This window comes from Amycolatopsis sp. NPDC031561, from assembly GCF_055580625.1.
Genome location: NZ_JBVILA010000009.1, coordinates 170,685 through 196,982, shown reverse-complemented (window position 1 = coordinate 196,982; position 26,298 = coordinate 170,685). Strand labels below are relative to the sequence as shown.

The 26,298-nt window shown below is 68.3% G+C and carries 29 protein-coding genes; 16 read left to right on the top strand and 13 right to left on the bottom strand.

What is annotated here, in order from left to right:
* Positions 1–56 precede the first annotated feature (56 nt).
* Complete coding sequence (locus ACZ5IK_RS20685; RefSeq protein ID WP_465489119.1) at positions 57–851, bottom strand: enoyl-CoA hydratase/isomerase family protein; 795 nt, start codon at positions 849–851, stop codon at positions 57–59.
* Between the two features lie 196 nt (positions 852–1,047).
* Between ACZ5IK_RS20685 and ACZ5IK_RS20680 the strand changes: the two genes are divergently transcribed.
* On the top strand, positions 1,048–1,215 hold the full coding sequence (locus tag ACZ5IK_RS20680; RefSeq protein ID WP_005155393.1) for a DUF3117 domain-containing protein: 168 nt from the start codon (positions 1,048–1,050) through the stop codon (positions 1,213–1,215).
* Between the two features lie 91 nt (positions 1,216–1,306).
* Positions 1,307–2,782 (top strand): leucyl aminopeptidase family protein, encoded by a 1,476-nt coding sequence (locus tag ACZ5IK_RS20675; protein ID WP_465489118.1) that lies wholly within the window; start codon positions 1,307–1,309, stop codon positions 2,780–2,782.
* A gap of 150 nt (positions 2,783–2,932) precedes the next feature.
* Here ACZ5IK_RS20675 and ACZ5IK_RS20670 read toward each other — a convergent pair whose 3' ends face one another.
* Together ACZ5IK_RS20670 and ACZ5IK_RS20665 are read right to left on the bottom strand one after the other, a co-directional pair.
* Positions 2,933–3,544 carry a phosphatase PAP2 family protein gene (locus ACZ5IK_RS20670; RefSeq protein WP_465489117.1) on the bottom strand — a complete coding sequence of 204 codons (612 nt, stop codon included), beginning with the start codon at positions 3,542–3,544 and terminating at the stop codon, positions 2,933–2,935.
* Between the two features lie 69 nt (positions 3,545–3,613).
* Positions 3,614–4,498, bottom strand: coding sequence for a LysR family transcriptional regulator (locus ACZ5IK_RS20665; protein ID WP_465489193.1), 885 nt, complete (start codon positions 4,496–4,498; stop codon positions 3,614–3,616).
* 104 nt (positions 4,499–4,602) lie between these two features.
* On the opposite strand from ACZ5IK_RS20665, the gene ACZ5IK_RS20660 reads away from it, so the two are divergent.
* Complete coding sequence (locus tag ACZ5IK_RS20660; protein ID WP_465489192.1) at positions 4,603–5,847, top strand: MFS transporter; 1,245 nt, start codon at positions 4,603–4,605, stop codon at positions 5,845–5,847.
* Between the two features lie 13 nt (positions 5,848–5,860).
* On the opposite strand, the gene ACZ5IK_RS20655 is transcribed toward ACZ5IK_RS20660, so the two are convergent.
* Entirely contained in the window at positions 5,861–6,511 is a 651-nt protein-coding gene (locus ACZ5IK_RS20655) for an O-methyltransferase (protein WP_465489116.1), read from the bottom strand.
* Positions 6,512–6,689: 178 nt separating this feature from the next.
* Between ACZ5IK_RS20655 and sigE the strand changes: the two genes are divergently transcribed.
* Positions 6,690–7,310: an RNA polymerase sigma factor SigE gene (gene sigE / locus ACZ5IK_RS20650; RefSeq protein ID WP_410663119.1), complete on the top strand. Its 621-nt coding sequence runs from the start codon at positions 6,690–6,692 to the stop codon at positions 7,308–7,310.
* Positions 7,307–7,984, top strand: coding sequence for an anti-sigma factor family protein (locus tag ACZ5IK_RS20645; RefSeq protein WP_101612478.1), 678 nt, complete (start codon positions 7,307–7,309; stop codon positions 7,982–7,984). Before sigE ends, ACZ5IK_RS20645 begins: the two co-directional genes overlap by 4 nt.
* Before the next feature lie 9 nt (positions 7,985–7,993).
* Here the strand turns inward: ACZ5IK_RS20645 and ACZ5IK_RS20640 are convergent, their stop codons facing one another.
* Positions 7,994–8,650, bottom strand: a complete 657-nt coding sequence (locus ACZ5IK_RS20640; protein WP_465489115.1) for an LppU/SCO3897 family protein — start codon at positions 8,648–8,650, stop codon at positions 7,994–7,996.
* Positions 8,651–8,810: 160 nt separating this feature from the next.
* On the opposite strand from ACZ5IK_RS20640, the gene ACZ5IK_RS20635 reads away from it, so the two are divergent.
* On the top strand, positions 8,811–10,352 hold the full coding sequence (locus tag ACZ5IK_RS20635; RefSeq protein ID WP_465489114.1) for a S1C family serine protease: 1,542 nt from the start codon (positions 8,811–8,813) through the stop codon (positions 10,350–10,352).
* A gap of 55 nt (positions 10,353–10,407) precedes the next feature.
* Positions 10,408–10,827, top strand: a complete 420-nt coding sequence (gene tatB / locus ACZ5IK_RS20630) for a Sec-independent protein translocase protein TatB (RefSeq protein ID WP_465489113.1) — start codon at positions 10,408–10,410, stop codon at positions 10,825–10,827.
* Between the two features lie 84 nt (positions 10,828–10,911).
* Here the strand turns inward: tatB and ACZ5IK_RS20625 are convergent, their stop codons facing one another.
* Genes ACZ5IK_RS20625 through ACZ5IK_RS20610 form a run of 4 tightly spaced genes read right to left on the bottom strand, consistent with a single transcriptional unit; the run spans position 10,912 to position 14,832 of the window.
* Positions 10,912–12,057: an Mrp/NBP35 family ATP-binding protein gene (locus ACZ5IK_RS20625; protein WP_465489112.1), complete on the bottom strand. Its 1,146-nt coding sequence runs from the start codon at positions 12,055–12,057 to the stop codon at positions 10,912–10,914.
* Between the two features lie 9 nt (positions 12,058–12,066).
* Positions 12,067–12,576, bottom strand: a complete 510-nt coding sequence (locus ACZ5IK_RS20620) for a DUF1003 domain-containing protein (RefSeq protein WP_465489111.1) — start codon at positions 12,574–12,576, stop codon at positions 12,067–12,069.
* Positions 12,569–13,876: a magnesium transporter MgtE N-terminal domain-containing protein gene (locus ACZ5IK_RS20615; protein WP_101612483.1), complete on the bottom strand. Its 1,308-nt coding sequence runs from the start codon at positions 13,874–13,876 to the stop codon at positions 12,569–12,571. The genes ACZ5IK_RS20620 and ACZ5IK_RS20615 overlap by 8 nt, the downstream gene beginning before the upstream one ends.
* A gap of 44 nt (positions 13,877–13,920) precedes the next feature.
* Positions 13,921–14,832 carry an aminoglycoside phosphotransferase family protein gene (locus tag ACZ5IK_RS20610; protein WP_465489110.1) on the bottom strand — a complete coding sequence of 304 codons (912 nt, stop codon included), beginning with the start codon at positions 14,830–14,832 and terminating at the stop codon, positions 13,921–13,923.
* 90 nt (positions 14,833–14,922) lie between these two features.
* Between ACZ5IK_RS20610 and ACZ5IK_RS20605 the strand changes: the two genes are divergently transcribed.
* Both ACZ5IK_RS20605 and ACZ5IK_RS20600 read left to right on the top strand, forming a co-directional pair.
* The gene (locus tag ACZ5IK_RS20605; protein WP_465489109.1) at positions 14,923–15,768 is read left to right on the top strand and encodes a slipin family protein; all 846 of its coding nucleotides are present in this window, start codon (positions 14,923–14,925) and stop codon (positions 15,766–15,768) included.
* A gap of 240 nt (positions 15,769–16,008) precedes the next feature.
* Positions 16,009–16,932: a hypothetical protein gene (locus ACZ5IK_RS20600; RefSeq protein ID WP_465489108.1), complete on the top strand. Its 924-nt coding sequence runs from the start codon at positions 16,009–16,011 to the stop codon at positions 16,930–16,932.
* 55 nt (positions 16,933–16,987) lie between these two features.
* Here the strand turns inward: ACZ5IK_RS20600 and ACZ5IK_RS20595 are convergent, their stop codons facing one another.
* The 3 genes from ACZ5IK_RS20595 to ACZ5IK_RS20585 are packed head-to-tail and all read right to left on the bottom strand — an operon-like array spanning position 16,988 to position 18,425.
* Entirely contained in the window at positions 16,988–17,650 is a 663-nt protein-coding gene (locus tag ACZ5IK_RS20595; RefSeq protein WP_465489107.1) for a DUF4190 domain-containing protein, read from the bottom strand.
* Between the two features lie 49 nt (positions 17,651–17,699).
* A complete protein-coding gene (locus tag ACZ5IK_RS20590) occupies positions 17,700–18,074 on the bottom strand; it encodes a DUF4190 domain-containing protein (protein WP_465489106.1) in 375 nt (124 codons plus the stop codon).
* 33 nt (positions 18,075–18,107) lie between these two features.
* The gene (locus ACZ5IK_RS20585) at positions 18,108–18,425 is read right to left on the bottom strand and encodes a DUF4190 domain-containing protein (RefSeq protein WP_410663124.1); all 318 of its coding nucleotides are present in this window, start codon (positions 18,423–18,425) and stop codon (positions 18,108–18,110) included.
* Between the two features lie 158 nt (positions 18,426–18,583).
* Between ACZ5IK_RS20585 and ACZ5IK_RS20580 the strand changes: the two genes are divergently transcribed.
* From ACZ5IK_RS20580 to ACZ5IK_RS20555, 6 genes are all read left to right on the top strand, one after another.
* Positions 18,584–19,780, top strand: coding sequence for an acyl-CoA dehydrogenase family protein (locus ACZ5IK_RS20580; protein WP_410605431.1), 1,197 nt, complete (start codon positions 18,584–18,586; stop codon positions 19,778–19,780).
* A 60-nt stretch (positions 19,781–19,840) separates the two neighbouring features.
* Positions 19,841–20,350: a YflT domain-containing protein gene (locus ACZ5IK_RS20575; protein ID WP_465489105.1), complete on the top strand. Its 510-nt coding sequence runs from the start codon at positions 19,841–19,843 to the stop codon at positions 20,348–20,350.
* A 226-nt stretch (positions 20,351–20,576) separates the two neighbouring features.
* Positions 20,577–21,899, top strand: coding sequence for an ABC transporter substrate-binding protein (locus ACZ5IK_RS20570; protein ID WP_465489104.1), 1,323 nt, complete (start codon positions 20,577–20,579; stop codon positions 21,897–21,899).
* Positions 21,896–22,846: a carbohydrate ABC transporter permease gene (locus ACZ5IK_RS20565; protein WP_465489103.1), complete on the top strand. Its 951-nt coding sequence runs from the start codon at positions 21,896–21,898 to the stop codon at positions 22,844–22,846. Before ACZ5IK_RS20570 ends, ACZ5IK_RS20565 begins: the two co-directional genes overlap by 4 nt.
* Complete coding sequence (locus ACZ5IK_RS20560; RefSeq protein ID WP_465489102.1) at positions 22,846–23,688, top strand: carbohydrate ABC transporter permease; 843 nt, start codon at positions 22,846–22,848, stop codon at positions 23,686–23,688. The genes ACZ5IK_RS20565 and ACZ5IK_RS20560 overlap by 1 nt, the downstream gene beginning before the upstream one ends.
* Positions 23,689–23,691: 3 nt before the next feature.
* Positions 23,692–24,870: an ABC transporter ATP-binding protein gene (locus ACZ5IK_RS20555; protein WP_465489101.1), complete on the top strand. Its 1,179-nt coding sequence runs from the start codon at positions 23,692–23,694 to the stop codon at positions 24,868–24,870.
* Positions 24,871–24,892: 22 nt separating this feature from the next.
* Here the strand turns inward: ACZ5IK_RS20555 and ACZ5IK_RS20550 are convergent, their stop codons facing one another.
* The gene (locus ACZ5IK_RS20550; RefSeq protein ID WP_465489100.1) at positions 24,893–25,093 is read right to left on the bottom strand and encodes a PspC domain-containing protein; all 201 of its coding nucleotides are present in this window, start codon (positions 25,091–25,093) and stop codon (positions 24,893–24,895) included.
* Between the two features lie 200 nt (positions 25,094–25,293).
* Between ACZ5IK_RS20550 and ACZ5IK_RS20545 the strand changes: the two genes are divergently transcribed.
* Entirely contained in the window at positions 25,294–26,220 is a 927-nt protein-coding gene (locus tag ACZ5IK_RS20545) for a hypothetical protein (protein WP_465489099.1), read from the top strand.
* Positions 26,221–26,298 lie beyond the last annotated feature (78 nt).

The window sequence follows — 26,298 nt, the reverse complement described above, 5'->3', positions numbered from 1 at the left end:
GGCTTTCAGGACGTTTTTCGTCCTGAAAGCCCCTTTCCTGACATCTCGGGGGGCGCTTACTTGCCTTGGAAGGTCGGCTTGCGCTTGCCCACGAAGGCCTCGACGGCCTCGGTGTGGTCGGCGGTCGCGCCGAGCGCGGCCTGAGCGTCGTCCTCGGCGGCGAGCGCCTCGTCGAGAGAGGACTCGGCGGCGACGGACAGCACGTTCTTGATCTTCGCGTACGCGACCGTCGGGCCGGCCGCGAGCTTCGCGGCGACCTTCTGCGCGCGGGCCGCCAGTTCCTCGTCCGGGACGACCTCGCTGACGAGGCCGAGCGTCAGCGCTTCGGCCGCGTCGACGGTGCGTGCCAGCAGCATCAGCTCGGCCGCGCGGCCGAGTCCGATCAGCCGCTGCAACGTCCACGACGCGCCCGAATCCGGGCCGAGGCCGACGTTCGCGAACGCCATCAGGAAGTTCGCCGACGTCGCCGCGATACGGAGGTCGCTCGCGTAGGCGAAGGCGGCACCGGCGCCGGCCGCCGGGCCGTTCACCGCGGCGATGACCGGCTTCGGCATCCCGACGATGGTCTTGACGATCGGGTTGTAGTGCTCCTTGACCGTGTGTAGCGGAGCCGGGTCACCCGCCTGCAGCAGCCCGACATGCTCCTTCAAATCCTGCCCGGCGCAGAACGCCTTGCCCGAACCGGTCAGTACGACCGCGCGGACACTGTCGTCGGCCGCGGCCTCGCGCAGCCCCGCCAGCAGCAGTTCCTTGAGTTCGACGGTCAGCGAGTTGTACGCCTGCGGCCGGTTCAGCGTGAAGGTGCGCACGCCATCGGCGTCGGCGGTCAGCAGAACGTCGGATGTGGTCACGGGATCTCCTAGTCGGCGAAACTGCGGTCTGAGACGAAGTCTTTCAGCCTCGCGAGCCGCATACCAGCACCGATACGGCGGCAAAAGATCGGTCCGCGTTCGCGCTCGGCCGCTGATGAGGGACAATGGACAGTAGACCCGGCTGGCTTTGACGAGCGCGACCCGGGCGCGCCGGTTGAGACGGAGGGAGCACGCTATGGCGGCCATGAAGCCCCGGACCGGAGATGGTCCCCTCGAAGTGACTAAGGAGGGGCGGGGCCTCGTGATGCGCGTACCACTCGAGGGTGGTGGGCGCCTCGTCGTCGAACTCTCCGCGGAAGAAGCGAAGGATCTCGGCGCGGCCTTGCAGGAGGTCACCGGCTGAGCCCGGACCGCACCTACGTTCAACCACCCGCACCCCGGTCTCCGTTCGGAGGCCGGGGTCGCGGTTCATCTGCGCCCGGAGGTCGCTCACTGTGCGTAACCCGCTACCCCCCGTTCCGGGGAAGCTGCTCGAACTAGAGGTCTCGGACGACCTGCGGCGGGGGACGCCGCTGGCCACGCTGATCGCGGCGCCGTCCGAAGAGGACGGTGACGCCGGACTCGCGGAGATCGGCGGCGTGCGGCCCACCGGCAAGGCCGGGGACGTGCAGACCGTGCCGACCGGCCGCACCCGTTGGCTGGCAGGCGTCGGCGACGGTGAACCACGGCAGTACCGCAAGGCCGGTGCCGCGCTGGTCCGCGCCGTCTCGGCGGCGCTGGACGAAGACGTCAAGGCGGGCGAGAAGGCGTTCCGCGGCTTCGCCGTCGAACTGCCCGAGGACGTCGGCGCCGAGCACCTCGAGGAGCTGGCTTTCGGGCTGCTGCTCGGCGGCTACCGGTTCACGGTGACGGCCGAGGAGCCGAAGCCGACTCTGCGGACCGTGCGCTTGCTCACTCGCCACGAACGCGCCGTGCCCGCGTACGACAAGGCGATCGAGCGGATCCGCGAACTCGCCGCGGCCGCCTCGTTCGCCCGCGACCTGGCGAACGCGCCTTCGAACATCAAGACCCCCGCCTGGCTCGCCGACACCGCCGCGCGCGCCGCCGGCGGCATCCCGAACCTGACCGTTTCGGTCCGGGACGAGAAGTGGCTGGCGGAGCAGGGCTTCGGCGGCGTCCTCGCCGTCGGCGGCGGTTCGGCGGCCCCGCCGCGGCTGATCGAGCTGGAGTACCGGCCGCGCGGGGCGGCGACGCATCTGCTGCTGGTCGGCAAGGGCATCACCTTCGACACCGGCGGCCTTTCGATCAAACCGGCTGACGGCATGCACCTCATGCGCACCGACATGGCGGGCGGCGCGGCGATCATCGCCGCCGTCCGCGCGATCGCCGCGCTGCGCCTGCCGGTCAAGGTGACCGGGCTGGTGCCCGCCGCCGAGAACCACGTGTCCGGTTCGTCGTACCGGCCCGGCGACATCGTCCGCCACTACGGTGGCAAGACGACCGAGGTGGGCAACACCGACGCCGAAGGCCGCATGGTCCTCGCCGACGCGCTCGTCTACGGCATCAAGAAGCACAAACCGGACGCCGTGATCGACGCGGCGACGCTGACCGGAGCCATGAAGGTCTCGCTCGGCGTCCGGACCGGCGGCGTGTTCGCCACCGACGACGCGCTCGCGGAGCGGGTCACGAAGGCGGGCGAGCGAGTCGGCGAGGCGTGGTGGCGGATGCCGCTGCTGGAGGATCTGGCCGAGACCGTGCAGGGCTCACTCGGTGACGTCCGGCAGGCGCCCGGTGGCCCGGGCGGCATCGTCGCGGCGCTGTTCCTGCGGGAGTTCGTCGGCGACGTACCGTGGGCGCATCTCGACATCGCCGGCCCCGCGCGGGCCGACAAGACCTACGCCGACGTCGTGCCGGGAGCCACCGGTTTCGCCGCGCGGACGCTGGTCGAACTGGTCGCTTCCTACGCCTGACGCCCGCACGGGTGTCATGAAAGGGTCTTTCAGGACATTTTTCGTCTTGAAAGACCCTTTCATGACATGCGCTGTGCGCGGACCCCGCTCCTGGAACCGCAGGACCGCCGGTGGCAGGACGACGTCCTCGCGCCAGGCCTGACCTGCGGTTCACCGACGGGGCGGTAGCAAGGGACCTTTGCTGTCGTCCCGCGGGCGCACCCGGGGCATGGGCTGGGTCGGCGCGTCACCGGCATGCGCGGTGAGCCGGCGGGCGATGCCGGTCGCGGGGCCCTTCAGGTACCGGAACACGAGCCACGCCGTCACGGAGCCGAGGACGAGACCGGCGAGGACGTCGTGCGGGTAATGCGCGCCCACGAAAACCCGGGAGAAGCCCATCAACAGGGCGCCCGGAAGTACCCACGGCGCGAGCCGCCGCCAGGCGAGGGCGAGTCCGACGGCGGCCGCCGCCGCGACCGTGGAGTGGTTGCTCGGGAAGGACCAGTCACCGATCGGCGGGCAGTCGACGAGCGTGACGAGGCCTCGGCACGGCCGGTCCTCGCGGATCACGCTCTTCGCCCCTTCGCTGATCAGGTACGCGATCGCGCTCGCGCCGGGCACCAGCAGCGACACCGCGAGCCGGGTGGGCGAGGTACGGGCCCGCCAGGCGACCCAGACCATCAAGGCGGCGAAGATCAGCATTCCCGCGTCGGTGAAGAGGACGCCTGAGGCCTGAAGCCAGCTGGGGCTCTCGCCGGCCATCTCCACGATGTCGTCGTACATTCACCCTAAGTTAGCGAAAACGACATCGGCGCCGCCTTGCACCATCGTCAAGGACCACCCTGACGATCGTCACCACTGCTGAGCGCGGACCCGTTCCCGGAACCGCATGACCGCGGGCGTCAGGACGACGTCCTTCCGCCACGCCAGCCCGATGGTCCGCCCGACCGGCGGCACCAGCGGGACTTCGGCGACACCCGCCGGGCTGCCGGGTTCGAACCGGGGGAGCAGCGCCACGCCGAGCCCGGCCGCGACCAGCCCTCGGACGGTGTCGGACTCCTGGCCCTCGAAGGCGATCTTCGGCTCGAAGCCCGCTTCGGCGCACAGGTCGTCTGTGATGGTGCGGAGGCCGTAGCCGGTTTCGAGGAGGACGAATTCCTCGTCCTTGAGATCTTCGATGGCCGCGCTGGGCCGGTCGGCGAGGCGGTGTGACGTCGGGACGGAGAGGAAGATCTCCTGCTCGGCGAGCACGGCGGTGTCGAGAAGCGGATCGTCGACCGGGGCGGGCGCGAGCAGTGCGAGGTCGAGTTCGCCGCTGGTCAACCTGTCGACCATGTCCTGACGTGAGCCTTGGACCAGCGTGAACCGCACGTGGGGATGGTCCGCGCGGTAGCCGCGGAGCAGGGTGGGGACCAGCGACCGGCCGAGCAGGTGTAGGAAGCCGAGGACGATGTGCCCGGATCCCGGGTCGACCTCTTCGCGGGCTTGGCGGACCCCGGCGTCGACGGCGGCGAGGGCCCGTTCGGCGGCGTCGGCCAGCAGCTCGGCGGCCCGGGTGAGCCGGATGCCGCGGCCGTCGGGGATCGTCAGCGGAGCGCCGAGTGCCTCGCCGAGCGCCGAGATCCGGCGGCTTACCGTGGGCTGCGGGACACCGAGCAGTTCGGCCGCGCGTGTGACGTTCGTCGTGCGGCGAAGTGCGGTGAGCAGCGCGAGCTGGGGGGCTAGCTGGGCGGTCATCCTTTCATTCAGCACGGTATCGATTGTGGCAGATGAGCGTATTAGACGTATTGATTAGCCCGGCTTAGCTTCAGATCGTGCCTGCCACCGGAACCACCCGCCGGGTGACGATCGCCGTCGCCGCGGCCGGGATCTCTTCGTTCGCCCTGCTCTACGCGCCACAGCCGGTGCTGCCGCAGCTGGCCGAGCAGTACCACCTCGACCCCGGCGGTGCCTCGCTCGCGGTGAGCGTCGCGACCGGCGCGCTCGCGATCGCCGTCCTGCCGATCGCGGCGCTCTCCGAGGTCGTGGGACGGCGTCCGGTGATCGTCACCTCGGTGATCGCGTCGGTCGTGTTCGGCTTCCTGCTGCCGCTGGCGCCCAGCTACCCGGCGCTGCTGGTGCTGCGGGCACTGCAGGGGATCGCCATCGCGGGGTTCCCCGGAGTGGCCGCGGCCTACCTCGCGGAACGGCTCGGCAAGGCCGGGCTCGCGGCGGCGGTGGGCGCGATGATCGCCGGGAACACCGTCGGCGGCATGGTCGGCAGGCTCGCGGCCGGGTTCACCGCCGGTCCGTTCGGCTACCACGGCGCGCTGCTCGTCGTCGCGGTGATCGGGCTGGTCTGCGCGGTGGTCACGGTGCTGGCCCTACCGCCGGGGGAGCAAGGGACCTTTGCTATCACTTCCAAGGATCGTCGCAGGTCAGAGCGGCTGCGCGAGCAGGGTCGGGCAGTGCTGGCCGGTCTCGGAGCGGCCGTCCGGAAGCCGGTCCTGCTGGTCCAGTACGCGGTCGCGCTGCTGGCGATGGGCTCGTTCGTCGCGCTGTACAACGCCGCCGGATTCCGCCTGACCGGCGAGCCCCTGAACCTCTCGCCCGCGATCGCGTCGCTCGTCTTCCTCGCCTACGCGATGGGCTCGGTCTCGTCGGCGACCGCGGGCAGGCTCGTCGGCCGGTTCGGGCGCCGCCGGTCGCTCATCGGCGCGTTGCTGCTCACGATCGCGGGCGCCGCGCTGACGCTGTCCGACTCGTTGTCGCTGGTCATCCTCGGTTTCGTGGTGCTGACCGGCGCGTTCTTCGCCGCGCACGCGGTCGCCAACGGCTGGGCCGCCGCGGAGGCGCCCGAGAACGCCCGAGGCCAGGTCGGCGGGCTCTACACGCTTTCGTACTACCTCGGCAGCAGCATCGGTGGCGCCGTCGGCGCGACCGTCTACGGGCACGCGGGCTGGACCTGGCTGATCGTGCTCACCGCCGCCTGGCTCGCCATCGCGGCGGTCGCCGTGCTGAAGGGGACTTTCCCCGCGTCGCACGTGGTGAAAGCGCCCTTCGCCGCGTCCGATGCGGTGAAAGCGTCTTTCAGCCCCCGGCGATAGCAAAGGTCCCCTGCTACGCGATCGCGGCGACCAGCAGCCCGCCACCCACCGGCAGCAGCGCCGGGACCAGCCGCTCGTCCTCGCGGAAGGCCCGCGCGACCTCGCGCAGCGCGAGCGTGTCCGGATCGCGTCGTGAGGGATCCGTCACCCGGGCGCCGGAGACGTTGTGGAACGCCAGTATCCCGCCGGGCCGGAGCAGCGCGACGGCCTTCTCGTAGCAACTCGGGTACTCGACCGGCGCCGAATCGACGAACACCAGGTCGTAGCCGCCGGGGGTGAGCCGGGGCAGGACGTCGAGCGCGCGGCCCATGATCAGCCGGGTCCGCCCCGGCGGGTAACCGGCCTCCCGGAACGCGGACCTTGCCGCCCGGTGGTACTCGGGCTCGATGTCGATCGAGGTGAGGATCCCGTCGTCGACCATGCCCCTGAGCAGGCACAACCCGCTCACGCCCGCCCCGGTCCCGACCTCGACGACGGCTTTCGCGCGCAGTGTCGTGGCGAGAAAACGCAGCGTCGCGCCCGCGCCCGCGCTCAGCGGACCGCACCCCAGATCGGCCGACCGCGCCCGCGCGGTGGCCAGTACCTCGTCGTCGGGGAGGTACCCGTCGACGAGGTCGGCGTCGGCGGCCTCGGCTGGCGAGCCCGCATGCGTCCCGGAATTCACACGCGGAGGTTAGCGCTGCCTGTGGACAAAACAGCGAAGACTCCCTGGTACCGACTTCTCAGCCTCTTCTCAGTCCTGTCTCACTAGAAACATAAGCAGGCCGGACAGACTGGGTCTCGACAACGGGAACACCGTGCACATCGCCCGCGTTGGGTGGAGTAGTTGGGAGAAGACGCTGATGGAGGTGCCTACTTCCCCGATGCAGGAGACGATGCAGGACCAGCACGCGGACCAGGTCACGCCGGTGACCGTGGACGAGACCGCATGGACGCCACCCTCGTGGGACGAGGTCGTGCGTGAACACGCCGACCGCGTCTACCGCCTGGCGTACCGCCTGACCGGTAACGCTCACGACGCCGAGGACCTGACGCAGGAGACCTTCATCCGGGTCTTCCGTTCCCTCGCGTCCTACAAGCCCGGCACGTTCGAGGGCTGGCTGCACCGCATCACCACGAACCTCTTCCTCGACATGGCCCGCCGCCGCTCACGCGTGCGGATGGAAGGCCTCCCCGAGGACACCGACCGCATCGTCGGTGACGACCCGAGCCCGGAGCAGGTCTACTCGGACACCCATCTCGACCCGGACCTGCAGGCCGCGCTCGACGAGCTGCCGCCCGAGTTCCGTGCCGCGGTCGTGCTGTGTGACGTCGAAGGCCTCTCGTACGAGGAGATCGGCGCCACTCTCGGTGTCAAGCTCGGCACCGTGCGCAGCCGGATCCACCGTGGCCGCCAGGCGCTTCGCGCTTCTTTGGAGCGTCGTCGCGCCGCGGCGCAGGAGTCTGCGAAGGTGGGGGTATGACCGCACCGCGAGGCTGGGGACTCCCCGAGTCGCATCTGCTTCCGGACGCCATCGTCGCCTTCGTGGACGGCGAGCTGACCCTCGGCGCCCAGGACAGGGCATCGGCGCATATCGCCCGCTGCCCGTCGTGTGCGGCCGAGGTCACCGCGCAGCGCCAGGCCGTCACCGCCGTGAAGCAGGCGGGAGCCCCGTCGATGTCGGCGGGTTTCCTGGCCAGTCTGTGCTCCATCCCGCAGAACACCGAACTTCCCGGCGCGCCGGACAACCTGGCGATGACGGCCGACGGTCAGCTGGTGGCCATCCAGCGGCCCGACAGGGTCGCCGGCCTTCGTGACACCGGAGTGCTGGGCGGGACAGCCCCGTTGGGCTCGTCGGCGCCACTGGGCCAGTCCCCGAATGTCCTCGGTGGTGGAAAGTTCGGCCTCGCACGGCGGAAGTACGCGCAGGGCGCCGGCGTCGTCGTTTCGGGTCTGGTGCTGAGTGCCCTGGCCCTGGTCGCGACCTCGGGTGAGGGCGTCGAAGACCAGCCGAGCCCCGCGTTCGTACCCCCGCAGGGCGTCAACGCCGGTCTGCTGCCCGCGCAGCTGGGCGGCGGCACCAAACCGGAACCGTCGCACAGCCCCGCGCCGAGCCCGAGCACGTCGAGCCTGCCCGTGCCCATCTCGGCCCGCTGATCCGCTTCGTCAGGGTTTGACGAAGCAGATCGTCGCGCTCTTGAAGTTCGAAGTCCCGTAGCTGGCGTAGGAGATGACCTCCGCCGTGCCTTCGGCGCACGGACTGTTCACCACGCTCATCTGCGGGAAGACCTCGCTGATCCTCAGCCGCGCCGAGCCGCAGTCCTTCAGCGGCGGCGGGGTCTTGCTCTCGATGTCGTCGAAGCACAGCCCGACCTTGGCGTTGATCGCCAGGCACAGGGCGACGCCGTCGCCGCGACCCGGCCGGGGGACGGTGTACTGGTAAAAGCCGTCCTTGCAGTTCCAGTCGCCCTTGGCGACGCCGGTGAGGCTCACCGCGTAGGGCGCTTGCGGGGAATCACACGACGTCTTGACCGCGTCCGCCTCCTTGCCGGAGCCGGTCAGCACGACGCAGTTGCCCTCGGTCAGGCCCTTCGCCTGTTTCTCCGGCCCGACGGCCGCCTTCAGCACGAAGATCAGGCCGATCCCGCCGCCGACCACGACGAGCGCGCCGACGAGCAGCAGGACTTTCAGTTTGGTGGACAAGCCCTTCTTCTTGGGCGGCTGCTGCGGCCAGCCCTGCTGCTGGGGCCACTGCTGCTGTTGCTGCGGTTGCTGGGACCACTGCTGGTGAGGCGGGAATTGTCCCCCGTGATTTTCCGACATGCCGGTTAGACTGCCAGACGTGAGACATGGTTGCTTCAAGTGTCACATTTCTGGCCGATCCGGGGAATCAACGCGCACTTCACCGTGGTCACGGCAGAATCCAGGGCAAGGCCTGGCGTACTCTCGCGTCCGGCCAACCTGATCTCAGCCCCGGGGAATGATGACCGAGCAGCCGAACGCGAATCCGCAGCAGCCTGGTGACCCGGCGGGGGATCGGCTGGCACCGCGCCCGCTGGCCAGGCCCGCCGTCGATCCGGCGCAGGCGGCCACGTTCGGCAGGCCGCGTGGCGTCGACGGCGCCTTCGACAAGCTGTACCAGCCCGGTACGAACGGGCAGGCCGCGCCGGGGATGAACCTGGCGCCGCCGACGCCGGAATCGCTCGCCGAAGCCTTCCGCCGCCCGCCGGGCGCCGAGGGCGTCGTGCTGGAGCGGCCGCACGGGAGCAACGGCTCCGAAGCCTCCACGAACGGCGCGGAAAGCCCGCTCTGGACCACCACGTCGGACCCGTGGCGCGACCCCTCCTCCGGCGCGGTGCTCGCCGGGCCCGCCGTGCAGCAGGAGTCGGAAGCCGAGAAGGACGCGAAGCGCCCGCAGGGTGCGCTGCTGAGCCTTCCGGAGGTCCTCTTCGGGCGCCGCGTGCAGACGAAGGCGCTGGCGATCCTCGCCGGTGTCGCACTGGTCATCGGTGCCGCGGGCGGGCTGATCGGCTGGTGGTTCGCCGACACCGGCACCGAGCTGACAGGGCAGGCCAGCATTTCCGAGGCCGACGCGGCCAAGGAGCGCCCGGCCGGCTCGATCGCGGACATCGCCCACCGGGTGGCGCCCGCCGTGGTCTCGCTCGAGGTGTTCAAACCCGGCGCGGACTCCGGCCAGCAGGGCTCCGGCGTCGTCATCGACACCCAAGGCTACGTGCTCACGAACGAGCACGTGATCTCCGCCGCGACGGCCGACACGGCCACCAAGGTCACCGCCGTGTTCTTCGACGGCAGGCGCGTCGAGGCGAAGGTCGTCGGCGCCGACGCCAAAACCGACCTGGCGGTGGTCAAGGTCGACGTCAAGAACCTGACCGCACTGCAGGTCGGGAAGTCCGCGGACCTCGCCGTCGGCGATTCGGTGATCGCCGTCGGTTCGCCGCTGGCACTGCAGAACTCGGTCACCGCCGGCATCGTGAGCGCGCTCAACCGCCCGGTGACCGCGGGCGGCGACGGCGGCAGCGCACCGGTGATCTACGAAGCCATCCAGACCGACGCCGCGATCAACCACGGCAACTCGGGCGGCGCGCTCGTCGACGCGACCGGCGCGCTGGTCGGGATCAACTCGGCGATCCGCTCGTCCAGCGCCGAGGGCGGCAGCATCGGCATCGGCTTCGCCATCCCGAGCGACTACGCGGTGAAGATCGCGAAAACACTGATCAAGGACGGAAAAGTCGTCCACCCCGATATCGGCATCAACGCTTCGTCGACCGTCGCGGGCTCCAGCACCATGGGCGCGCAGGTGCGCAATGTCGCCCCCGGCGGCCCGGCCGCGTCGGCCGGGATCAAGGAAGGCGACGTGATCACCGAGGTCGGCGGACGGCTCGTGCGCGACTCGGCGGAACTGCTCGTCGCGGTCCGCGCGCGCGAAGTCGGCGAGATGGTCCCTGTCCGCCTTGTCCGGGATGGGTCTTCACTTGTCGTGGACGTGAAACTGGCCTCGGACTAGCAAGTTCGGACGGGTACCCTGAACGGGGAAGACGCCGAGGCGGAGGTTCACACGGGTGTTCGAAAGTGTCGGCTGGGGCGAGATCCTCATCATCATCGTCGCGGGTCTGTTCATTCTCGGTCCGGAGCGGCTCCCTGAAGCGGCGGCGTGGATAGCGAAGAGCGTCCGCAAGGTCCGAGAGTTCGCGACCGGGGCCAAGACGCAACTGCGTGAGGAGATGGGCCCGGAGTTCGATCAGCTGCGCAAGCCGCTGGAGGACCTGCGAGGCCTGCGGAACTTCGACCCGAAGCGGGTCGTCACCCAGCATTTGTTCGACGGTGACTCGGATCCGCTGGGGCTCAAGGACGTCAACGGCACCAATGGCACCAACGGGACCAACGGCGCGGCCAAGCCCAACGGTTACCCGGCGACCGCCGCACAGCCCGAGCCCCTGAAGCCGGGCGAGCGCCCTCCGGTCGACCCGGACGCCACCTGATCTCCCGCGTTTAGTCCTCTGGTTGCGGTCCTTGCACGCGCAAGTACCGCAACCAGTCCTCTAGTTGCGTGGTGAGGCCCGAGATCAGCGCCCCGCGGGAGTCACGTTCAGCATCATCCCGGCCAGCCCGCGCGCCCGGACGGTGAGCTTCTTCGCCGCCTCCTTGAGCACGAGCGACGCCGGCGCTTCCGGCTCCGCCAGCACGATCGGCGTGCCCGCGTCGCCGAGGGTGACCACGCGCGGGTCCATCGGGATCTGCCCGAGCAGCGGCACGGTCGAGCCGACCGACTTCGACAGCGAGTCGGCCACGGACTGCCCGCCGCCGGAGCCGAAGATCTCCATCCGCCCGCCGTCGGGCGTTTCCAGCCACGACATGTTCTCGATGACCCCGGCGACCCGCTGCCGCGTCTGCAGCGCGATCGCGCCCGCGCGCTCGGCCACCTCGGCGGCCGCCTGCTGCGGGGTGGTGACGACCAGGATCTCCGCGTTCGGGATGAGCTGCGCCACCGAGATCGCGATGTCGCCGGTGCCCGGCGGCAGGTCCAGCAGCAGGATGTCCAGGTCGCCCCAGAACACGTCGGCGAGGAACTGCTGCAGCGCGCGGTGCAGCATCGGCCCGCGCCACACGACGGGCTGGTTGCCCGGGGTGAACATGCCGATCGAGATGACCTTCACGCCGTGCGCCTGCGGCGGCATGATCATGGTGTCGACCTTGGTCGGCTTTTCGTGCGTGCCGAGCATCCGCGGCACCGAGTGGCCGTAGATGTCCGCGTCGACCACGCCGACGGAGAGCCCGCGCTCGGCCATCGCGGCCGCGAGGTTCACCGTCACCGAGGACTTGCCGACCCCGCCCTTGCCGGACGCGACGCAGTAGACCCGCGTCAGCGAACCCGGCTGCGCGAACGGGATCACGGGTTCGGTGGCGTCACCGCGCAACGATTTTCGCAGTTCCGTACGTTGCTCGTCGTTCATGACGTCGAGCTCGACCTTGACGTCGCTGACGCCGGGGAGCTTCGCGACGGCATCGGTGGTGTCCTTGGTCAGCGTCGCCTTCAACGGGCAACCGGCGACCGTCAGGTAGATCCCGACGGTGACCACACCGTCCGAGCCCACCTCCACGCCCTTGACCATGCCGAGGTCGGTGATCGGTTTTTTGATCTCCGGGTCGTACACGGCCTTCAGCGCGGTGCGGACATCGTCGACGCTGGGGAGTTGCTGCGTACTGGTCACGCCTCCATGTTACGTACCGGTAGCGGCACGGTCGGGTTTGCCCTTGCGGGGCTTGGCATCAAGATCCTCCCGGAGGCGGTCGAGCTCGCTCCGCAGGAAGTCGCGCGTGGCGACCTCGCCGACCGCGATCCGCAGTGACGCGAGCTCCCTGGCGAGGTATTCGGTGTCCGCCTTGGTCTGCTCGGCCCGATTCCGGTCTTCCTCCAGCGAGACGCGGTCGCGGTCGTCCTGCCGGTTCTGCGCCAGGAGGATGAGCGGTGCGGCGTACGCGGCCTGTGTCGAGAACGCCAGGTTCAGCAGGATGAACGGATACGGGTCCCACTGAAGTGAGACCGCCACCAGGTTCAGCACGATCCAGACGATGACGGTCAGGGTCTGCCAGAACAGGTACTTGCCGGTGCCGAGGAACCGCGCGACCCGTTCGGTGAGCCTGCCGAAGGTGTCCGGATCCATGTTCAGCCTGAACCGGCCTTGGCCGCGGGGCTGGTCCAGCCGCCGCCCGGACGTCAGCTCAGGCACGTTCGGCCTCCTCTGTGTCGACAGTGATATCGCCGGTGATGTCGTGCAGCCCGGTTTCGCGCCAGTCCTCCGGGAGCAGATGGTCGAGCACGTCGTCGACGGTGACCGCGCCGAGCAGGTGGTCTTCGGCGTCCACCACCGGCCCGCAGGTGAGGTTATAGGCGGCGAAGTAGCGGGTGACCTCGGACAAGGTGGCGTTCGGCCGCAGCGCGGGCAACTGGCTGTCGACGGCGCTCGCCACCATCTCCGCGGGCGGTTCGCGCAGCAGACGCTGGAAGTGGACGACGCCGACGAAACGCCCGGTCGGCGTTTCCGTCGGCGGACGGCAGACGAACACCATGCTCGCCAGCGCCACCGGGAGGTCGGCGTTGCGGATGTGCGCGAGCGCCTCCGCGACAGTGGCGTCCGGCGTCAGCACCACCGGCTCGGGCGTCATCAGCCCGCCCGCGGTGTCGGAGGAGTACTTCAGCAGCCGCTTCACCGGCGCCGACTCCTCGGGTTCCATCAGTTCCAGGAAGCGGCTCTGTTCGGCGGGCGCCAGCTCGGCCAGCAGGTCGGCGGCGTCGTCGGGGTTCATCGTCTCGAGGATGTCGGCGGCCCGTTCCTCGGCGAGGTAGGACAGCAGTTCCTTCTGGTCGTCGTCGGGGAGCTCCTCGAGGAGGTCGGCGAGGTGCTCGTCGTCCATCGCGTCGGCGACCTCGTGCCGCCGTTTCAGCGGCAGGTCCCGCACGGTGGCGGCCACGTCCGCCGCGCGCATGGTGTCGAACAGCATCAGCAGCTGCGCCGCGCCCTGGGTCTGGCCGGTCAGGTCGGTGAGCCCGAGGCCGGACACCTCCGACCACGGCAGCACCTGCATCGGCGCGCGGCGCCTGCCGAGGCCGAGCCTGCTCGACCGCTCGCGGATCGCGAGTTTCGCGAGCACCCAGTCCCGGGTCCGCGTCGGCTCCATGGCGGCGTCGACGACCGTGACCCGGGTGTCCGAGCCCGCGAGCGTGGCGTACGCGTCGAACAGCTGCCCGACCACCAGCACCTCGTTGGGCCGCTGGTGGAACCGTCGCATGTTGACCGAACCGGTGGCGAGCGTGATGGCGGTCGGCTCGATCGAGGTCACGCGCAACATCGGGACGAACACCCGGCGCCTCGTCGTCAGCTCGACCACGATGCCCAGGATCCGCGGCGGCTGCTGGTCGAGCCGGAGACCCGCCACCAGGTCCCGCACCTTGCCGATCGATTCACCATCGGGTCCGAAAACCGGCAAACCGGCCAGCTGAGCTGCGAATACCCTGTTCAAGGCGGCCATGCCCGAAGGTTATCGGCTCCCGGGCCGGGAGACGATTCGTGTGATCACCGCAATGCCCAGGCGGCGATTCCGGGGACGGCGGCGTAGGCCGGGTCTTCCGCGAGGGATTCGGGCGAGGCGCCCTCGGCGAGGTCTTCGTGGAGCCAGATCCAGTTCTCCACCGCACGGACGAGAGTCCACGCGCGTGTGCGTTCGGCGTCCACCCCGGCCGCCTTGGTGAACCACGCGATCTTGTCGTCCATTGTGGACTCGTCAGCACGGTTCCAGAGGATCGAGATCGCACCGAACTCGAGGTCGCCCGAAAGCGGCTTCGGGTCGATCACCAGCCAGGGTTCGCGCTCACCCGCCAGGACGTTCTCGAAGTGCAGATCCTCGTTCACCATCAGCTCGCCGGCCGTGGGACCGAGGTCCGCGCAGATCTCGACCGCCGCGTCGATGTACTTCCGGTCGAATGGTTCGCCCAGCTCGCTCCAGGACTCCGGGAGTTCGGCGACCAGCTCCGCGGCCTCCTTGTGAAGGGACCGCTGCAGCGCTTCGGGAGCAGGGACGGCCAGCCGTCGCGCCATCGCGCCGATGGTCTCGACGGCCTCCTGGATCGGCTCCGTTTCGAGCGACCGGGTGGCGTCGAGGCGCTCCAGAAGCAGCACGCCGTCCTCAGGAACGTTGTCGTACATCAGGACCGCGCCCTGACCGGCCCAAGTGGACAGTGCCAGGGGTTCGTCGTCGGATTCCTCGTGCGGCCAGCCGAGCTTGAGGATCGCGGGGGAGCCGTCCGCCCGGCGCACGGGCTGGGCGACGCCGACGAAGCCGTGCATGGCCTCGCCGTCGAGTTCGAGATTCCACTTGGCTGTGTACTTCTCGGCGAGGAACGGGAGGGAGTCGAGCCATTCGGCGGCTCCGGGGCCGAGGCCGGCGGCGCGGTCGAGGAACTTGGGCGGGATCTTGAAACCGGTCACGAACCCACCTTGGCAGGCGTGTCCACCGTGTTTCGCCCGTGACCCACCGGGCGTACCGTCAACAGGGAGAACACAACCCCGGGAGCAGTCATGGTGGTGGAGATTCTCAGTACGATCGCCGTCGCGGGCGGTGCTTGGCTCGCGACGAGCCTCCGCGTGGTGAAGCAGTACGAACGCGGCCTCGTCTACCGGTTCGGCCGGGTGCGCGCGACGATCCGGGAGCCCGGTCTCGCGCTGCTGATCCCGTTCGCGGACAGGCTGCAGAAGGTCAACATGCAGATCATCACGATGCCGATCCCCGCGCAGGACGGCATCACCCGCGACAACGTCAGCGTGCGGGTCGACGCGGTCGTGTACTTCAAGGTGGTCGACCCGGTACTGGCCGCGGTGAACGTGCAGGACTACCGCTCGGCCGTCGGCCAGGTCGCGCAGACGTCGCTGCGGTCCATCATCGGCAAGAGCGAGCTGGACGACCTGCTGTCCAACCGCGAACGGCTCAACGAGGGCCTGGAGCTGATGATCGACAGCCCGGCGCTGGACTGGGGCATCCACATCGACCGGGTCGAGATCAAGGACGTCGCGCTGCCGGAATCGATGAAACGCTCGATGTCACGCCAGGCCGAAGCCGAACGCGAGCGGCGCGCGCGGGTCATCTCGGCCGATGGTGAGCTGCAGGCGTCGTACAAGCTTTCGCAGGCGGCCGCGACCATGGCCGACACTCCGGCGGCGATGCAGCTGCGGCTGCTGGAGACAGTCGTGCAGGTCTCGGCGGAGAAGAACTCGACGCTGGTCCTGCCGTTCCCGGTGGAACTGCTGCGCTTCCTCGACGCGAACACACCCAAGAAGGATCCCGCTTCGGCTCCTCCGGCAGAGGAGGCCAATGGACAAGTGGCGCCTGCACCTCGTGCACCGGACGACGCGGCTCCGCGCGCCTGAGACATAAAGAAGCCCCAGGCGCTTGCATCAGAGGCGACACTGGGGCGTTCGTCACTGACGGTAGCATTCTCGGGTGCCGTCTGTCGAGACCGAAGAGTCCGTGGTCTGGAACCTGCTGTCCGAACCCCGGATGGCTCCCTACCTCGAAGGGGCTTCGGGAGACAAGGTCGCGGCTCTGCGACTGTACGAGTGAAGTGCACGAACTTCCTCGGCCGCTTTCGAGGTCGTCGGCACCTTGAGATGCTGCTTCGTAACGCTCTGGATCGGTGCCTTCGGGAGCACTTCCGCGAGGAGCAGTGCGGCATTCCGTGGTTCTTGCTGCCCACTCCGGGAGGAGAGCACGTCGCGGCGGCCGTTGCCACAGCGCGGGAGCGGCTCCTCCCACAGCGGAAAGAAACTCGGCATCAGATCATCGCCGGTTTGAGCTTCGGCTTCTGGTCCGGGTTGCTCGGTCCGAAGTACGAGGAGCTCTGGCGAGACTGCCTTCATCGCGCCTTTCCGAACTCGTCGGGGAAGCGTAAGCAGGTCGCCGTCGCGGTCGAGCGGGTCCGTAAGTTCCGGAACCGGCTCGCGCACCACGACTCGACTATCAACGTCGACATCCCGTTCGAACTTCGGCAGATCTTCGACCTGGCCGCGTACATCGACGCGGACGCCGCGCGGTGGCTGAAGCGATGCAGCGGATTGATGACCGTCTATGCGCAACGACCGGTCACGATCGACGACACTGTCGTCGTGGCCGCGAAACACGCTTGGCCGCTGTATGAGAGCTGTGCCGCCTATGTGTGCCAGTCCGGGCGGGCGTTTCGGCCGATCGAGCGTGTGGCGCTCTACGCGGACCGTGAAGTGAAGCTCGATGTTCCCGTCGTGCTTCACCGCCGGGACAATGTCGAGTGGTCCCCGGAAGAAGCGGCACGGCTCAATGTCTCGGATGATCGGTTCGACCGTAAGATCGCCAAGGTCATCCAAGCGTCCGACGCGACTTGGACAGATGGTCGCTATCAGGTCTTCCTGCTGACCGGTCCGGGACATCCTGGCCACCGGCAGTTGCGTGCGGCGCTGCCGCATGGCGGCACTGGTCGGGGCTCGGCCTTCGTGCAGCGGCAGCGGTACGTTTCCCTGCATTCGCTCGAGAACGCGGCGACCACAGCCGACCTCTGCTGACCAGGACTCGTGAGTGGTAAGGACGGTTCTAACCGTCCTTACCACTCACGAGATGCTAATCCAGCTCGCCGTTGACACCCAAGATGATCAACGTCCCGAAGAACCCGACGTACAGCGCGAGCACCACGTAGCCGATGATCACCGCCGCGAGCGCCATACCGCGCCCGCCCGCTTCGCCGCGGTTCGCCTTCGCCAGCCCGATGTGCCCCAGGATCAGCCCGACGATCACGGTCACGCACGAGCAGATCCCGACGAGCGAGCACACCAGTCCGGCGATCGCCATCCCGTTGTCCTGCGAACGCGGCGCCGCTGTTCCCGCGTAGGGGTTGTACGGCTGGACGTACGGCTGCGGCGGGTACGCCATCGGCTGAGGCGCGGACGGGTAGGCCGGAAGAGCCGTCGCGTCCGGAGTCGCGAAGGCGGGCGGAACGGGCTCGGCGGTCAGCGGGTCGATGGCCTGCCCGAACGGCTGAGACTCGGTGGCATCAGAAGCAACGGCATCAGAAGCACCAGCGGCAGGGTCAGCAGGCGCACCGAAAGGCGCGGGCGGCTCGAACGGCGGAGGCGGTGTGAACGGCGCGGGCGGTTCGAACCGCTGCGGTTCCGCGGGCGACGGGTTCGACACCGTTTCCGACGCGGACGTCGGATCCGAGTAAGTGTTCGAGTCGGTGTAGGACGACGTCGACGGCGTGTCCTGCGGGTCGGAACTGCTGCTCATCCGGTTGGCCCCCTGGTTCGTGCGGGACCCCACCGTATCCGGGCACGGGTCACGAGACGCCCGCGGCACCGATCGCGAACACCACGAAAACGAACCACAGGACGACCGGGATCAGCCACAGCCCGGTGACGACGTAGCCGATGATCATCCCGGCCTGCGCCATGCCCTTGCCGCCCGCTTCGCCGCGTTTGGCCTTCGAGAGCGCGATGTGCCCGAAGATGATCCCCAGGATCGCCGGGAAGCACATGATCAGCCCGATCAGCGAGCACACCAGCGACGCCACCGCCATGCCCTGGTCCGGCGGTCGCACGTAGGTCTGCTGGACGTAGAACTGCTGCGAAGGCTGGTACGGCTGGAGGCTGTACGGCTGCTGGAACTGCCCGGAAGGCTGTTGTTGCCCGTACGGGTCGTGCGGATTGGTCATGCGGGATCCCCTCGTCGGCTCAGGACGGTATCGCTAGCGGAAAGCCCCGTGTTTCGCGGCGATACTCAGGACGACCGGGATCGCGATGGCGTACAGGATGATCATCAGGTAGCCGACGACGAACGCGGCCAGCGCCATGCCCTTGCCGCCCGCTTCGCCACGCCTGGCCTTCGCGAAGGCGACGTGACCCAGGACGATCCCCGGGATCACGGACACCAGCCCGATCAGCCCGAAGAGTGAAAAGATCAGGGCGGCGATCGCCAGGCCGGAGTCCTTGCTCTGTGCCGGAGGCTGGTTCGGAAAGCCGTACTGCTGTTGCGGTGGGAATCCACCAAAAGGCTGCTGAGTCATCTTCGTCCCCCTCGGACTGTGATCGGCCTGTCACTGTAGTGCCATGGTCACGGATGGCGTACGCGTGACTGCGCTCATAGCGAGGTCCCCGGACAGGCGTCATACTCACCGGTAACCCAGCGCCGGGAGCCCGGTGCGCGCGAATTTAGGGAGCAGCGATGGCTCGCCTCGCCCAGACCGCCGGCTTGACCGACGTGCAGTCCGAAATCCTGGCCACGGTCCGCCAGTTCGTGGACAAGGAGGTCATCCCGCGCGCGCAGGAACTCGAGCACTCCGACACCTATCCCACCGACATCGTCGAGGGGATGAAGGAGATGGGCCTGTTCGGGCTCACCATCCCGGAGGAGTACGGCGGCCTCGGCGAATCACTGCTGACCTACGCGCTCGTGGTCGAGGAGATCGCGCGCGGCTGGATGAGCGTTTCCGGCGTCATCAACACGCACTTCATCGTGGCGCACATGATCTCCCGCCACGGGACGCCGGAGCAGAAGCAGCACTTCCTGCCCCGCATGGCGACCGGTGAGGTCCGCGGCTCGTTCTCGATGTCCGAGCCGGATCTCGGCTCCGACGTCGCCGCGATCAAGACCCGCGCCCGCAAGACCGACGACGGTTATGTCATCGACGGCTCGAAGATGTGGCTCACCAACGGCGGCAGCTCCAACCTGATCGCGCTGCTCGTCAAGACCGACGAGGGTGCCGAGAAGGCCCACCAGAACCTGACCACGTTCCTGGTCGAGAAGCCCGAGGGCTTCGGCGAGGTCGCTCCCGGCCTCACCATCCCCGGCAAGATCGACAAGATGGGCTACAAGGGCGTCGACACCACCGAAGCCGTTTTCGACGGCTTCAAGATCGGTGCCGACAAGGTCCTCGGCGAAGCGCCGGGCAAGGGCTTCGCGTACATGATGGACGGTGTCGAGGTCGGCCGCGTCAACGTCGCCGCGCGCGCCTGCGGCATCGCGATCCGCGCGTTCGAGCTGGCGGTGGAATACGCCCAGCAGCGCAAGACCTTCGGCAAGGCGATCGCCGAGCACCAGGCGGTGGCGTTCAAACTCGCCGAGATGGCCACCAAGGTCGAGGCCGCGCACCTGATGATGGTCAACGCCGCCCGCCTCAAGGACTCCGGCGAGCGCAACGACGTCGAGGCCGGGATGGCCAAGCTGATCGCGAGCGAGTACTGCGCCGAGGTCACCCAGGACTCGTTCCGCATCCACGGCGGCTACGGCTACTCCAAGGAGTACGAGATCGAGCGCCTGATGCGCGAGGCGCCGTTCCTGCTCATCGGCGAGGGCACCAGCGAGATCCAGAAGACCATCATCAGCCGTGGCCTGCTCCGCGAATACAAGTCACGCTCCTGAACGTTCGCGCCTTTCGCCCGTCCTTGAGAAGATGGACCCGGACGGGCGAGAGGTGATTACGTGAGTGCTCCCTTTGGCGGAGGCGGCCGGGCCGCGGGTGGGTTGCCCAGGCTGCCGACACCGCCTTCAGGCTGGCCGATCGGCTCCTACGCGACGTACGGCGAAGCGCAGCACGCCGTCGATTTTCTCGCGGAGAAGGAATTCGGGGTCACCGACGTGACGATCGTCGGTGTCGACCTGATGCTCGTCGAGCGTGTTCTCGGCAGGCTGAGCTGGGGCCGGGTGCTGGGCACCGGCGCGGTGTCGGGCGCGTGGTTCGGCCTGATCATCGGCCTGCTGCTGGGCATGTTCAACAACCAGGGTTTCGCCTGGCAGCCGGTGATCGGCGGGCTCCTGCTCGGGATTCTGGCGTGGACGGTCTTCGCGGCCATCAGCTACAGCATGTCCCGCCGCGACTTCTCGTCGGCGAGCCAACTGGTCGCCAACCGCTACGACGTTCTCTGCCAGCCGCGTTCGGCCGAACGGGGCCGGGAGCTCCTCGCTCAGCTCGCGCTGCGACCGCATCGGTGACATTCGGCGGTACTGGTTCACCTGTTCGTCGTGCGATCCGCTGAATCGTTACCGATACTGCTTGCGGGCGTAGATCGCCCGGAATAGGTTGCACAACACCAGTCGGGCGGTCACGTACTCCAGCGGGGCCCGCCCGAGCACTAGCACGTCGGGGTGCTGGCGCGCGGCTTCTTCAACGCGTCCTAGTGCCGCCGAATCCCCGGCCGTGCGCGGGTGAGGAGGCCTCATGGGGAAGAGGATGAGCGCGAGCCGGAGGGGCCGCTCACCAGGCCGCACCGGCTCGCTACTCGGCGCGACAGCGCTGACGGTCGGCCTGCTGGCGGGCTGTGGGTCGGATGCCGGACTCAAGATCAACGTCTACTACGCGCCCGAAGACAACTTCCAGTCCGTTGTGGACGAATGCACCAAGGCCTCGAACGGGCGGTACGAGGTCGTCTACAACAAGCTCCCGCGCCCGGCCGACGGCCAGCGGGAACAGATGGTCCGCCGGCTGGCCGCCGGCGACGATTCACTCGACGTACTGGGGTTGGACGTCACGTGGGTCTCCGAGTTCGCCGAGGCGGGCTGGGCCGACGAGTGGACGGGCGAAGCGAAGGCCGAGGCGACCGCCGGTGTGCTGCCGGGGCCGCTCGAAACCGCCACGTGGAACGGAAAACTCTACGCGGCGACCAAGAACACCAACGTCCAGCTGCTCTGGTACGACGACAGGCTGACCCCGAATCCGCCGAAGACCTGGGACGAGATGATCCAGCAGGCCCAGGCGCTCAAGGCACAGGGCAAACCGGCGAACGTGGTGTTCACCGGCGCCCAGTACGAAGGCCTCGTGGTCATCTACAACACGCTCGTCGAGTCGGCGGGCGGCAAGATCCTGTCCGACGACGGAAAATCGGTCGTGATGGACGCGGGCGCGATCAAGGCGCTGGAGATGCTCAAGAAGGTCACCACGGCCGGGATCACCGACGCGTCGCTCACCAACTCGAAGGAGGACGAGGTCCGCCAGTCCTTCCAGCGCGGCAACGCCGCCTTCGAACTGAACTGGCCGTTCGTCTACGCCTCCTACGCCAAGGAGAAGAAGGGCGAACTGCAGCACTTCAAGTGGACCACCTATCCGCAGTTCGAAGCGGGCAAGCCGGCCAAGACCACGATCGGTGGCTACAACCTGGCGGTCAGCTCGACTTCGAAGCACAAGGCCGAGGCCTACGAGGTCGCGCTGTGCCTGCGCAACGAGAAGAACCAGAAGTTCTCCGCGCTCAAGGACGGTGTCCCGCCGACGCTCGAATCGCTTTACACCGACACGGTCCCGCTCGACGCGACCGCCGGGGTGAGCGACGACAACCCGAGCATGGACACGAAGTACCCGATGCGGGAGACGATCCTGGACGCGCTCAAGAACGCCGCGGTGCGCCCGCTGACGCCCGCGTACCAGAACGCTTCGACGGTGCTGTCGAAGATCCTTTCCCCGCCTTCTGAAATCGATCCGCAGAAGACGGCGGAGAAGCTGAAAGAACAACTCGCCGACGCGCTCCAGTCGAAGGGAGTGATCCCGTGACCGTGCAGGAAACCGCAGGCTCGGCGACCAAGAGCGAGCCGGGCAAGAAGGCGAAACCCGTTCTCAGTGAAGGAAAGAAGGCCGAGCGCAGGCTCGGTCTCTGGCTGTGCGCCCCGGCGGCGTTCGTGATGATCGCCGTCACCGGGTATCCGATCATCTACTCGATCTGGCTTTCGCTGCAGCGCTACGACCTCCGGTTCCCGGCGCAGCAGGAGTTCGTCGGGTTCGACAACTACGTCGCGGTGCTGTCCAACGGTTACTGGTGGACGGCGTTCGGGACGACGATGGGTTTGACCATCGTTTCGGTGGTGATCGAGTTCGTGCTGGGCATGGGCCTGGCGCTGATCATGCACCGGACGCTGGTCGGACGGGGCCTCGTGCGGACGGTCGCCCTGATCCCGTACGGCATCGTGACGGTGGTCGCGGCGTTCTCCTGGTACTACGCCTGGACGCCGGACACGGGCTACCTGGCGAATCTGTTCTTCCCCGACACCGCGCCGCTGACCGAGTATTGGCCCTCGCTGGCGATCATCGTGCTGGCCGAGGTGTGGAAGACGACGCCGTTCATGGCACTGCTGCTGATGGCGGGGCTGGCGCTGGTGCCGGACGACCTCCTCAAGGCCGCGTCGATGGACGGCGCGACCGCGTGGCAGCGGTTCACCAAGGTGATGCTGCCGGTGATGAAGCCCGCGATCCTGGTGGCGCTGCTGTTCCGCACCCTGGACGCGTTCCGCATCTTCGACAACATCTTCGTGCTCACCAACGGCGCGCAGGACACGTCGTCGGTGTCGATGCAGACCTACAACAACCTGGTCAAGGGGTTGAACCTCGGGATCGGGTCGACGATGGCGGTGCTGATCTTCATCACGGTGGCGATCATCGCGTTCATCTTCATCAAGGTGTTCGGCACGGCCGCACCTGGTAGTGACAACGGGGGTAAGCGCTGATGGTGATGGGTGGAGCGGTCACTCCCGGCCGCAAACTCAAGTGGGGCCTGGTAGACCTCCTGGTCCTGGTTTTCGCGCTGTTCCCGGTGCTGTGGGTGGTGTCCCTTTCGTTCAAGACCAAGGAAACCCTGGACGACGGGTCCTTCATCCCGAAGGAATGGACGTGGCAGAACTACGCGGACATCTTCGAGACCACGGAGTTCATCCGGGCACTGGTGAACTCGATCGGGATCGCGATCATCGCGACGGTGATCGCGGTCGTCCTCGGCACGATGGCGGCGTACGCGATCGCGCGGCTCGACTTCCCCGGCAAGCAGCTGCTGGTCGGGATGTCGCTGCTGATCGCGATGTTCCCGCAGGTGTCGCTGGTGACGCCGCTGTTCAACATCGAACGTGAGCTGGGCCTGTTCGACACCTGGCCGGGACTGATCCTGCCCTACATCACGTTCGCGCTGCCGCTGTCGATCTACACGCTTTCCGCGTTCTTCCGGGAAATCCCGTGGGAGCTGGAAAAAGCGGCGAAGATGGACGGCGCGACCCCGGCGCAGGCGTTCCGGAAGGTGATCGCGCCCCTGGCGGCACCGGGGGTGTTCACCACCGCGATCCTGGTGTTCATCTTCTGCTGGAACGACTTCCTGTTCGCGATCTCGCTGACCTCGACCGAGTCCTCGCGGACGGTCCCGGCGGCGCTGTCGTTCTTCACCGGGTCCTCGCAGTTCGAAGACCCCACCGGGACGATCTCCGCGGCCGCCGTGGTGATCACCGTCCCGATCATCCTGTTCGTGTTGTTGTTCCAGCGTCGCATCGTGGCGGGGCTGACGTCCGGTGCGGTGAAGGGCTGACCCATGGCTGAAATCGTTCTCGAAAAAGTCTCCAAGAAGTACCCCGACGGCGCCCTCGCAGTGTCCGAAGTGGACATCACCATCGCCGACGGCGAGTTCATCATCCTGGTCGGCCCGTCCGGCTGCGGCAAGTCCACGACGCTGAACATGGTCGCCGGCCTGGAGGACATCTCCTCCGGCGAACTGCGCATCGACGGCAAGCGCGTCAACGAAAAGGCGCCGAAGGACCGCGACATCGCGATGGTGTTCCAGTCCTACGCCCTGTATCCGCACATGAGCGTGCGGGAGAACATGGCGTTCCCGTTGCGGCTGGCCAAGGTCGACGACAAGACCGTGCGCGCGAAGGTCGAAGAGGCCGCGAAGATCCTCGACCTGACAGGGCACCTCGACCGCAAACCGGCGAACCTCTCCGGCGGGCAGCGCCAGCGGGTCGCGATGGGACGCGCGATCGTCCGTAACCCCAAGGCGTTCCTGATGGACGAGCCACTGTCCAACCTGGACGCGAAGCTCCGCGGCCAGATGCGGACCTCGGTGTCGAAGATCCAGAAGCAGTTGGGCACGACGACGCTCTACGTCACGCACGACCAGACCGAGGCCATGACCCTCGGCGACCGGGTCGTCGTGCTGCGCGGGGGCTTCGTGCAGCAGATCGGGTCACCGCAGTTCCTCTACGACAACCCGGCGAACCTGTTCGTGGCCGGGTTCATCGGCAGCCCGTCGATGAACTTCGTCGCGGCGACGCTGGAGAACGGGGTCGCCCGCAGCGCGCTGGGCGACATCCCGCTCACCGACCGGGTGCGGCAGCTGGTCGAGGCCGCCGACGCGCCGCGTGAGGTCATCGTCGGCATCAGGCCGGAGCACTTCGAGGACGCCGCACTGGTGGACGCGTCCGCCCGTCAGGGCGCGACGTTCACCGCCCACGTGGACGTCCTCGAGTCGATGGGTTCCGAGAAGTTCGCGCACTTCTCGGTCGAGGGTGAGGCCGCGTCGTCGTCCGACCTCGCGGATCTGGCCGCCGACAGCGGATCCTCGGACGTTCCCGGCTCCGAGTCGCAGATCGTGGCCCGCCTCTCGGCGGCGTCCTCGGCCGCGGAGAACCAGAACGTCGAGCTGTGGTTCGACGCGGACAAGATCAAGCTGTTCGACGGGGCCAGCGGCAAGAACCTGACCTACGCCGAGTGACCCCGGTTCGTCCTGCCCGGGATCAGTAGTCGCTCTCGGGCAGGGCGAGCCACAGCACGAGGTAGACGATGAACTGCGGGCCGGGCAGCAGGCAGGACAGCACGGCGAGCAGACGGACCTTGCCCGGCGTGGTGCCGAAGCGTTTGGCGAGACCGGCGCAGACGCCGCCGATCATGCGGCCCTGGCGCGGTCGGGTCAGGCGGGCGGCTACGGGGTTGGTCACGGGTTCTTCCCTCTCGGTCGTCGCGGTGTGTGAAACCCATTTTCGTCGCGCGACGCCGCTCCCGCATCCCACCGCGGAACGAAACAGACCCCTAAGGGCGTGAAATCGCCGTGAGGTGACCACCTGCGGAAACCCGGCGGACCCTGTGTTCTTCGCCCGTAAGGGGTGGTGTTCCGGGCTCTTTTGACGATACTGCTCCGGTGCGCCCGAAGAGTCTGATCGCAGTTCTCGGTGGCCTGTTCCTCGCCGCGGCCTGTGCCGCGCCGGAACCGGCGGTGACGTCGTCGCCGACCACGGCCGGCGACGAGGCCCTGACCGCCGCCGAAGCGCTCGGGGACTACTCGTCCCTCGATTACTGCAGCCTGGTCGACCAGAAAAAGGTGATCGGCGGCGGAAACGCCGTCAAACCGCCGCTGACCTCTTTCGAGTTCTGCCGTCTCGAATTCGTCGAGGGCGCCAATCGCTACACGGTGACCACCGGCCCGATCACTTCCGGGCAGGATCCGAACAACCAGCCCTACGACTACGCCGGCCCGTTGCCGGAAGGCGTCAGCGTCCAGCAGTCGACGTTCAACGAGGACACCACCTGTACGCGGCTGCTGACCTTCGCCGACGGGATCCGGCTGTCCGTCGCCGTCACCTCCGACAACACGGCCCCGGCCAATCAGGCCGACCGCTGCCGGGTCGCCGACGCCACGATCGGCAGCGCGTCGGGGACGATCACCGCGCGGAAGGTCGGGCGGCTGAACCTCGACCAGCGCTCGTGGGGCCGCGTCGCCCCCTGCGCGACGCTCGACCAGCACGAACTCGACGCCGCCGCGGGGCCGGAGACCAAACCCGCCCCGGCGCTGTCCGGGCACAGCTGCATCCGCGGCAAGGTCAGCTTCTCGCTGTCGGTGGGGGCGGACACCACGCCGGGCGCGACGGAGGCGCTGGGCGGACGGCAGGCCCAGGTCGTCACGTCGGGCGCGTTCTGTCAGGTGACCACGCACCGGCCGATCCCGGGTACCCCGGAGCGGGTCGAGCAGGCGATGCTCTCGGTGGTCGGCGTCGACGGGGCGGAGGGAGACGCCACGTGCGCCGCGGCGCGGGAAGCCGCGGTGGCGGTGTTCCCGAAGCTCCCCTGACCGCGTTTCGTCCTCTCGTTGCGGTCCTTTTCCATTTCCCCCCCCCAAACCAAAGAAAAAACGCGGGTCAACCCCACT

What these genes read in the sequence shown, in the direction of transcription:
- ACZ5IK_RS20680 (WP_005155393.1), top strand. Translation starts at nt 1,048, where the DNA reads ATGGCGGCCATGAAGCCCCGGACCGGAGATGGTCCCCTCGAAGTGACT.
- ACZ5IK_RS20665 (WP_465489193.1), bottom strand. Translation starts at nt 4,498, where the DNA reads ATGACCGCCCAGCTAGCCCCCCAGCTCGCGCTGCTCACCGCACTTCGC.
- ACZ5IK_RS20615 (WP_101612483.1), bottom strand. Translation starts at nt 13,876, where the DNA reads ATGGCCGCCTTGAACAGGGTATTCGCAGCTCAGCTGGCCGGTTTGCCG.
- ACZ5IK_RS20600 (WP_465489108.1), top strand. Translation starts at nt 16,009, where the DNA reads ATGCTGCTTCGTAACGCTCTGGATCGGTGCCTTCGGGAGCACTTCCGC.
- ACZ5IK_RS20595 (WP_465489107.1), bottom strand. Translation starts at nt 17,650, where the DNA reads ATGAGCAGCAGTTCCGACCCGCAGGACACGCCGTCGACGTCGTCCTAC.
- ACZ5IK_RS20670 (WP_465489117.1), bottom strand. Translation starts at nt 3,544, where the DNA reads ATGTACGACGACATCGTGGAGATGGCCGGCGAGAGCCCCAGCTGGCTT.
- ACZ5IK_RS20635 (WP_465489114.1), top strand. Translation starts at nt 8,811, where the DNA reads ATGACCGAGCAGCCGAACGCGAATCCGCAGCAGCCTGGTGACCCGGCG.
- ACZ5IK_RS20570 (WP_465489104.1), top strand. Translation starts at nt 20,577, where the DNA reads ATGGGGAAGAGGATGAGCGCGAGCCGGAGGGGCCGCTCACCAGGCCGC.
- ACZ5IK_RS20585 (WP_410663124.1), bottom strand. Translation starts at nt 18,425, where the DNA reads ATGACTCAGCAGCCTTTTGGTGGATTCCCACCGCAACAGCAGTACGGC.
- sigE (WP_410663119.1), top strand. Translation starts at nt 6,690, where the DNA reads ATGGAGGTGCCTACTTCCCCGATGCAGGAGACGATGCAGGACCAGCAC.
- ACZ5IK_RS20580 (WP_410605431.1), top strand. Translation starts at nt 18,584, where the DNA reads ATGGCTCGCCTCGCCCAGACCGCCGGCTTGACCGACGTGCAGTCCGAA.
- ACZ5IK_RS20605 (WP_465489109.1), top strand. Translation starts at nt 14,923, where the DNA reads ATGGTGGTGGAGATTCTCAGTACGATCGCCGTCGCGGGCGGTGCTTGG.
- ACZ5IK_RS20640 (WP_465489115.1), bottom strand. Translation starts at nt 8,650, where the DNA reads ATGTCGGAAAATCACGGGGGACAATTCCCGCCTCACCAGCAGTGGTCC.
- ACZ5IK_RS20590 (WP_465489106.1), bottom strand. Translation starts at nt 18,074, where the DNA reads ATGACCAATCCGCACGACCCGTACGGGCAACAACAGCCTTCCGGGCAG.
- ACZ5IK_RS20645 (WP_101612478.1), top strand. Translation starts at nt 7,307, where the DNA reads ATGACCGCACCGCGAGGCTGGGGACTCCCCGAGTCGCATCTGCTTCCG.
- ACZ5IK_RS20555 (WP_465489101.1), top strand. Translation starts at nt 23,692, where the DNA reads ATGGCTGAAATCGTTCTCGAAAAAGTCTCCAAGAAGTACCCCGACGGC.
- ACZ5IK_RS20560 (WP_465489102.1), top strand. Translation starts at nt 22,846, where the DNA reads ATGGTGATGGGTGGAGCGGTCACTCCCGGCCGCAAACTCAAGTGGGGC.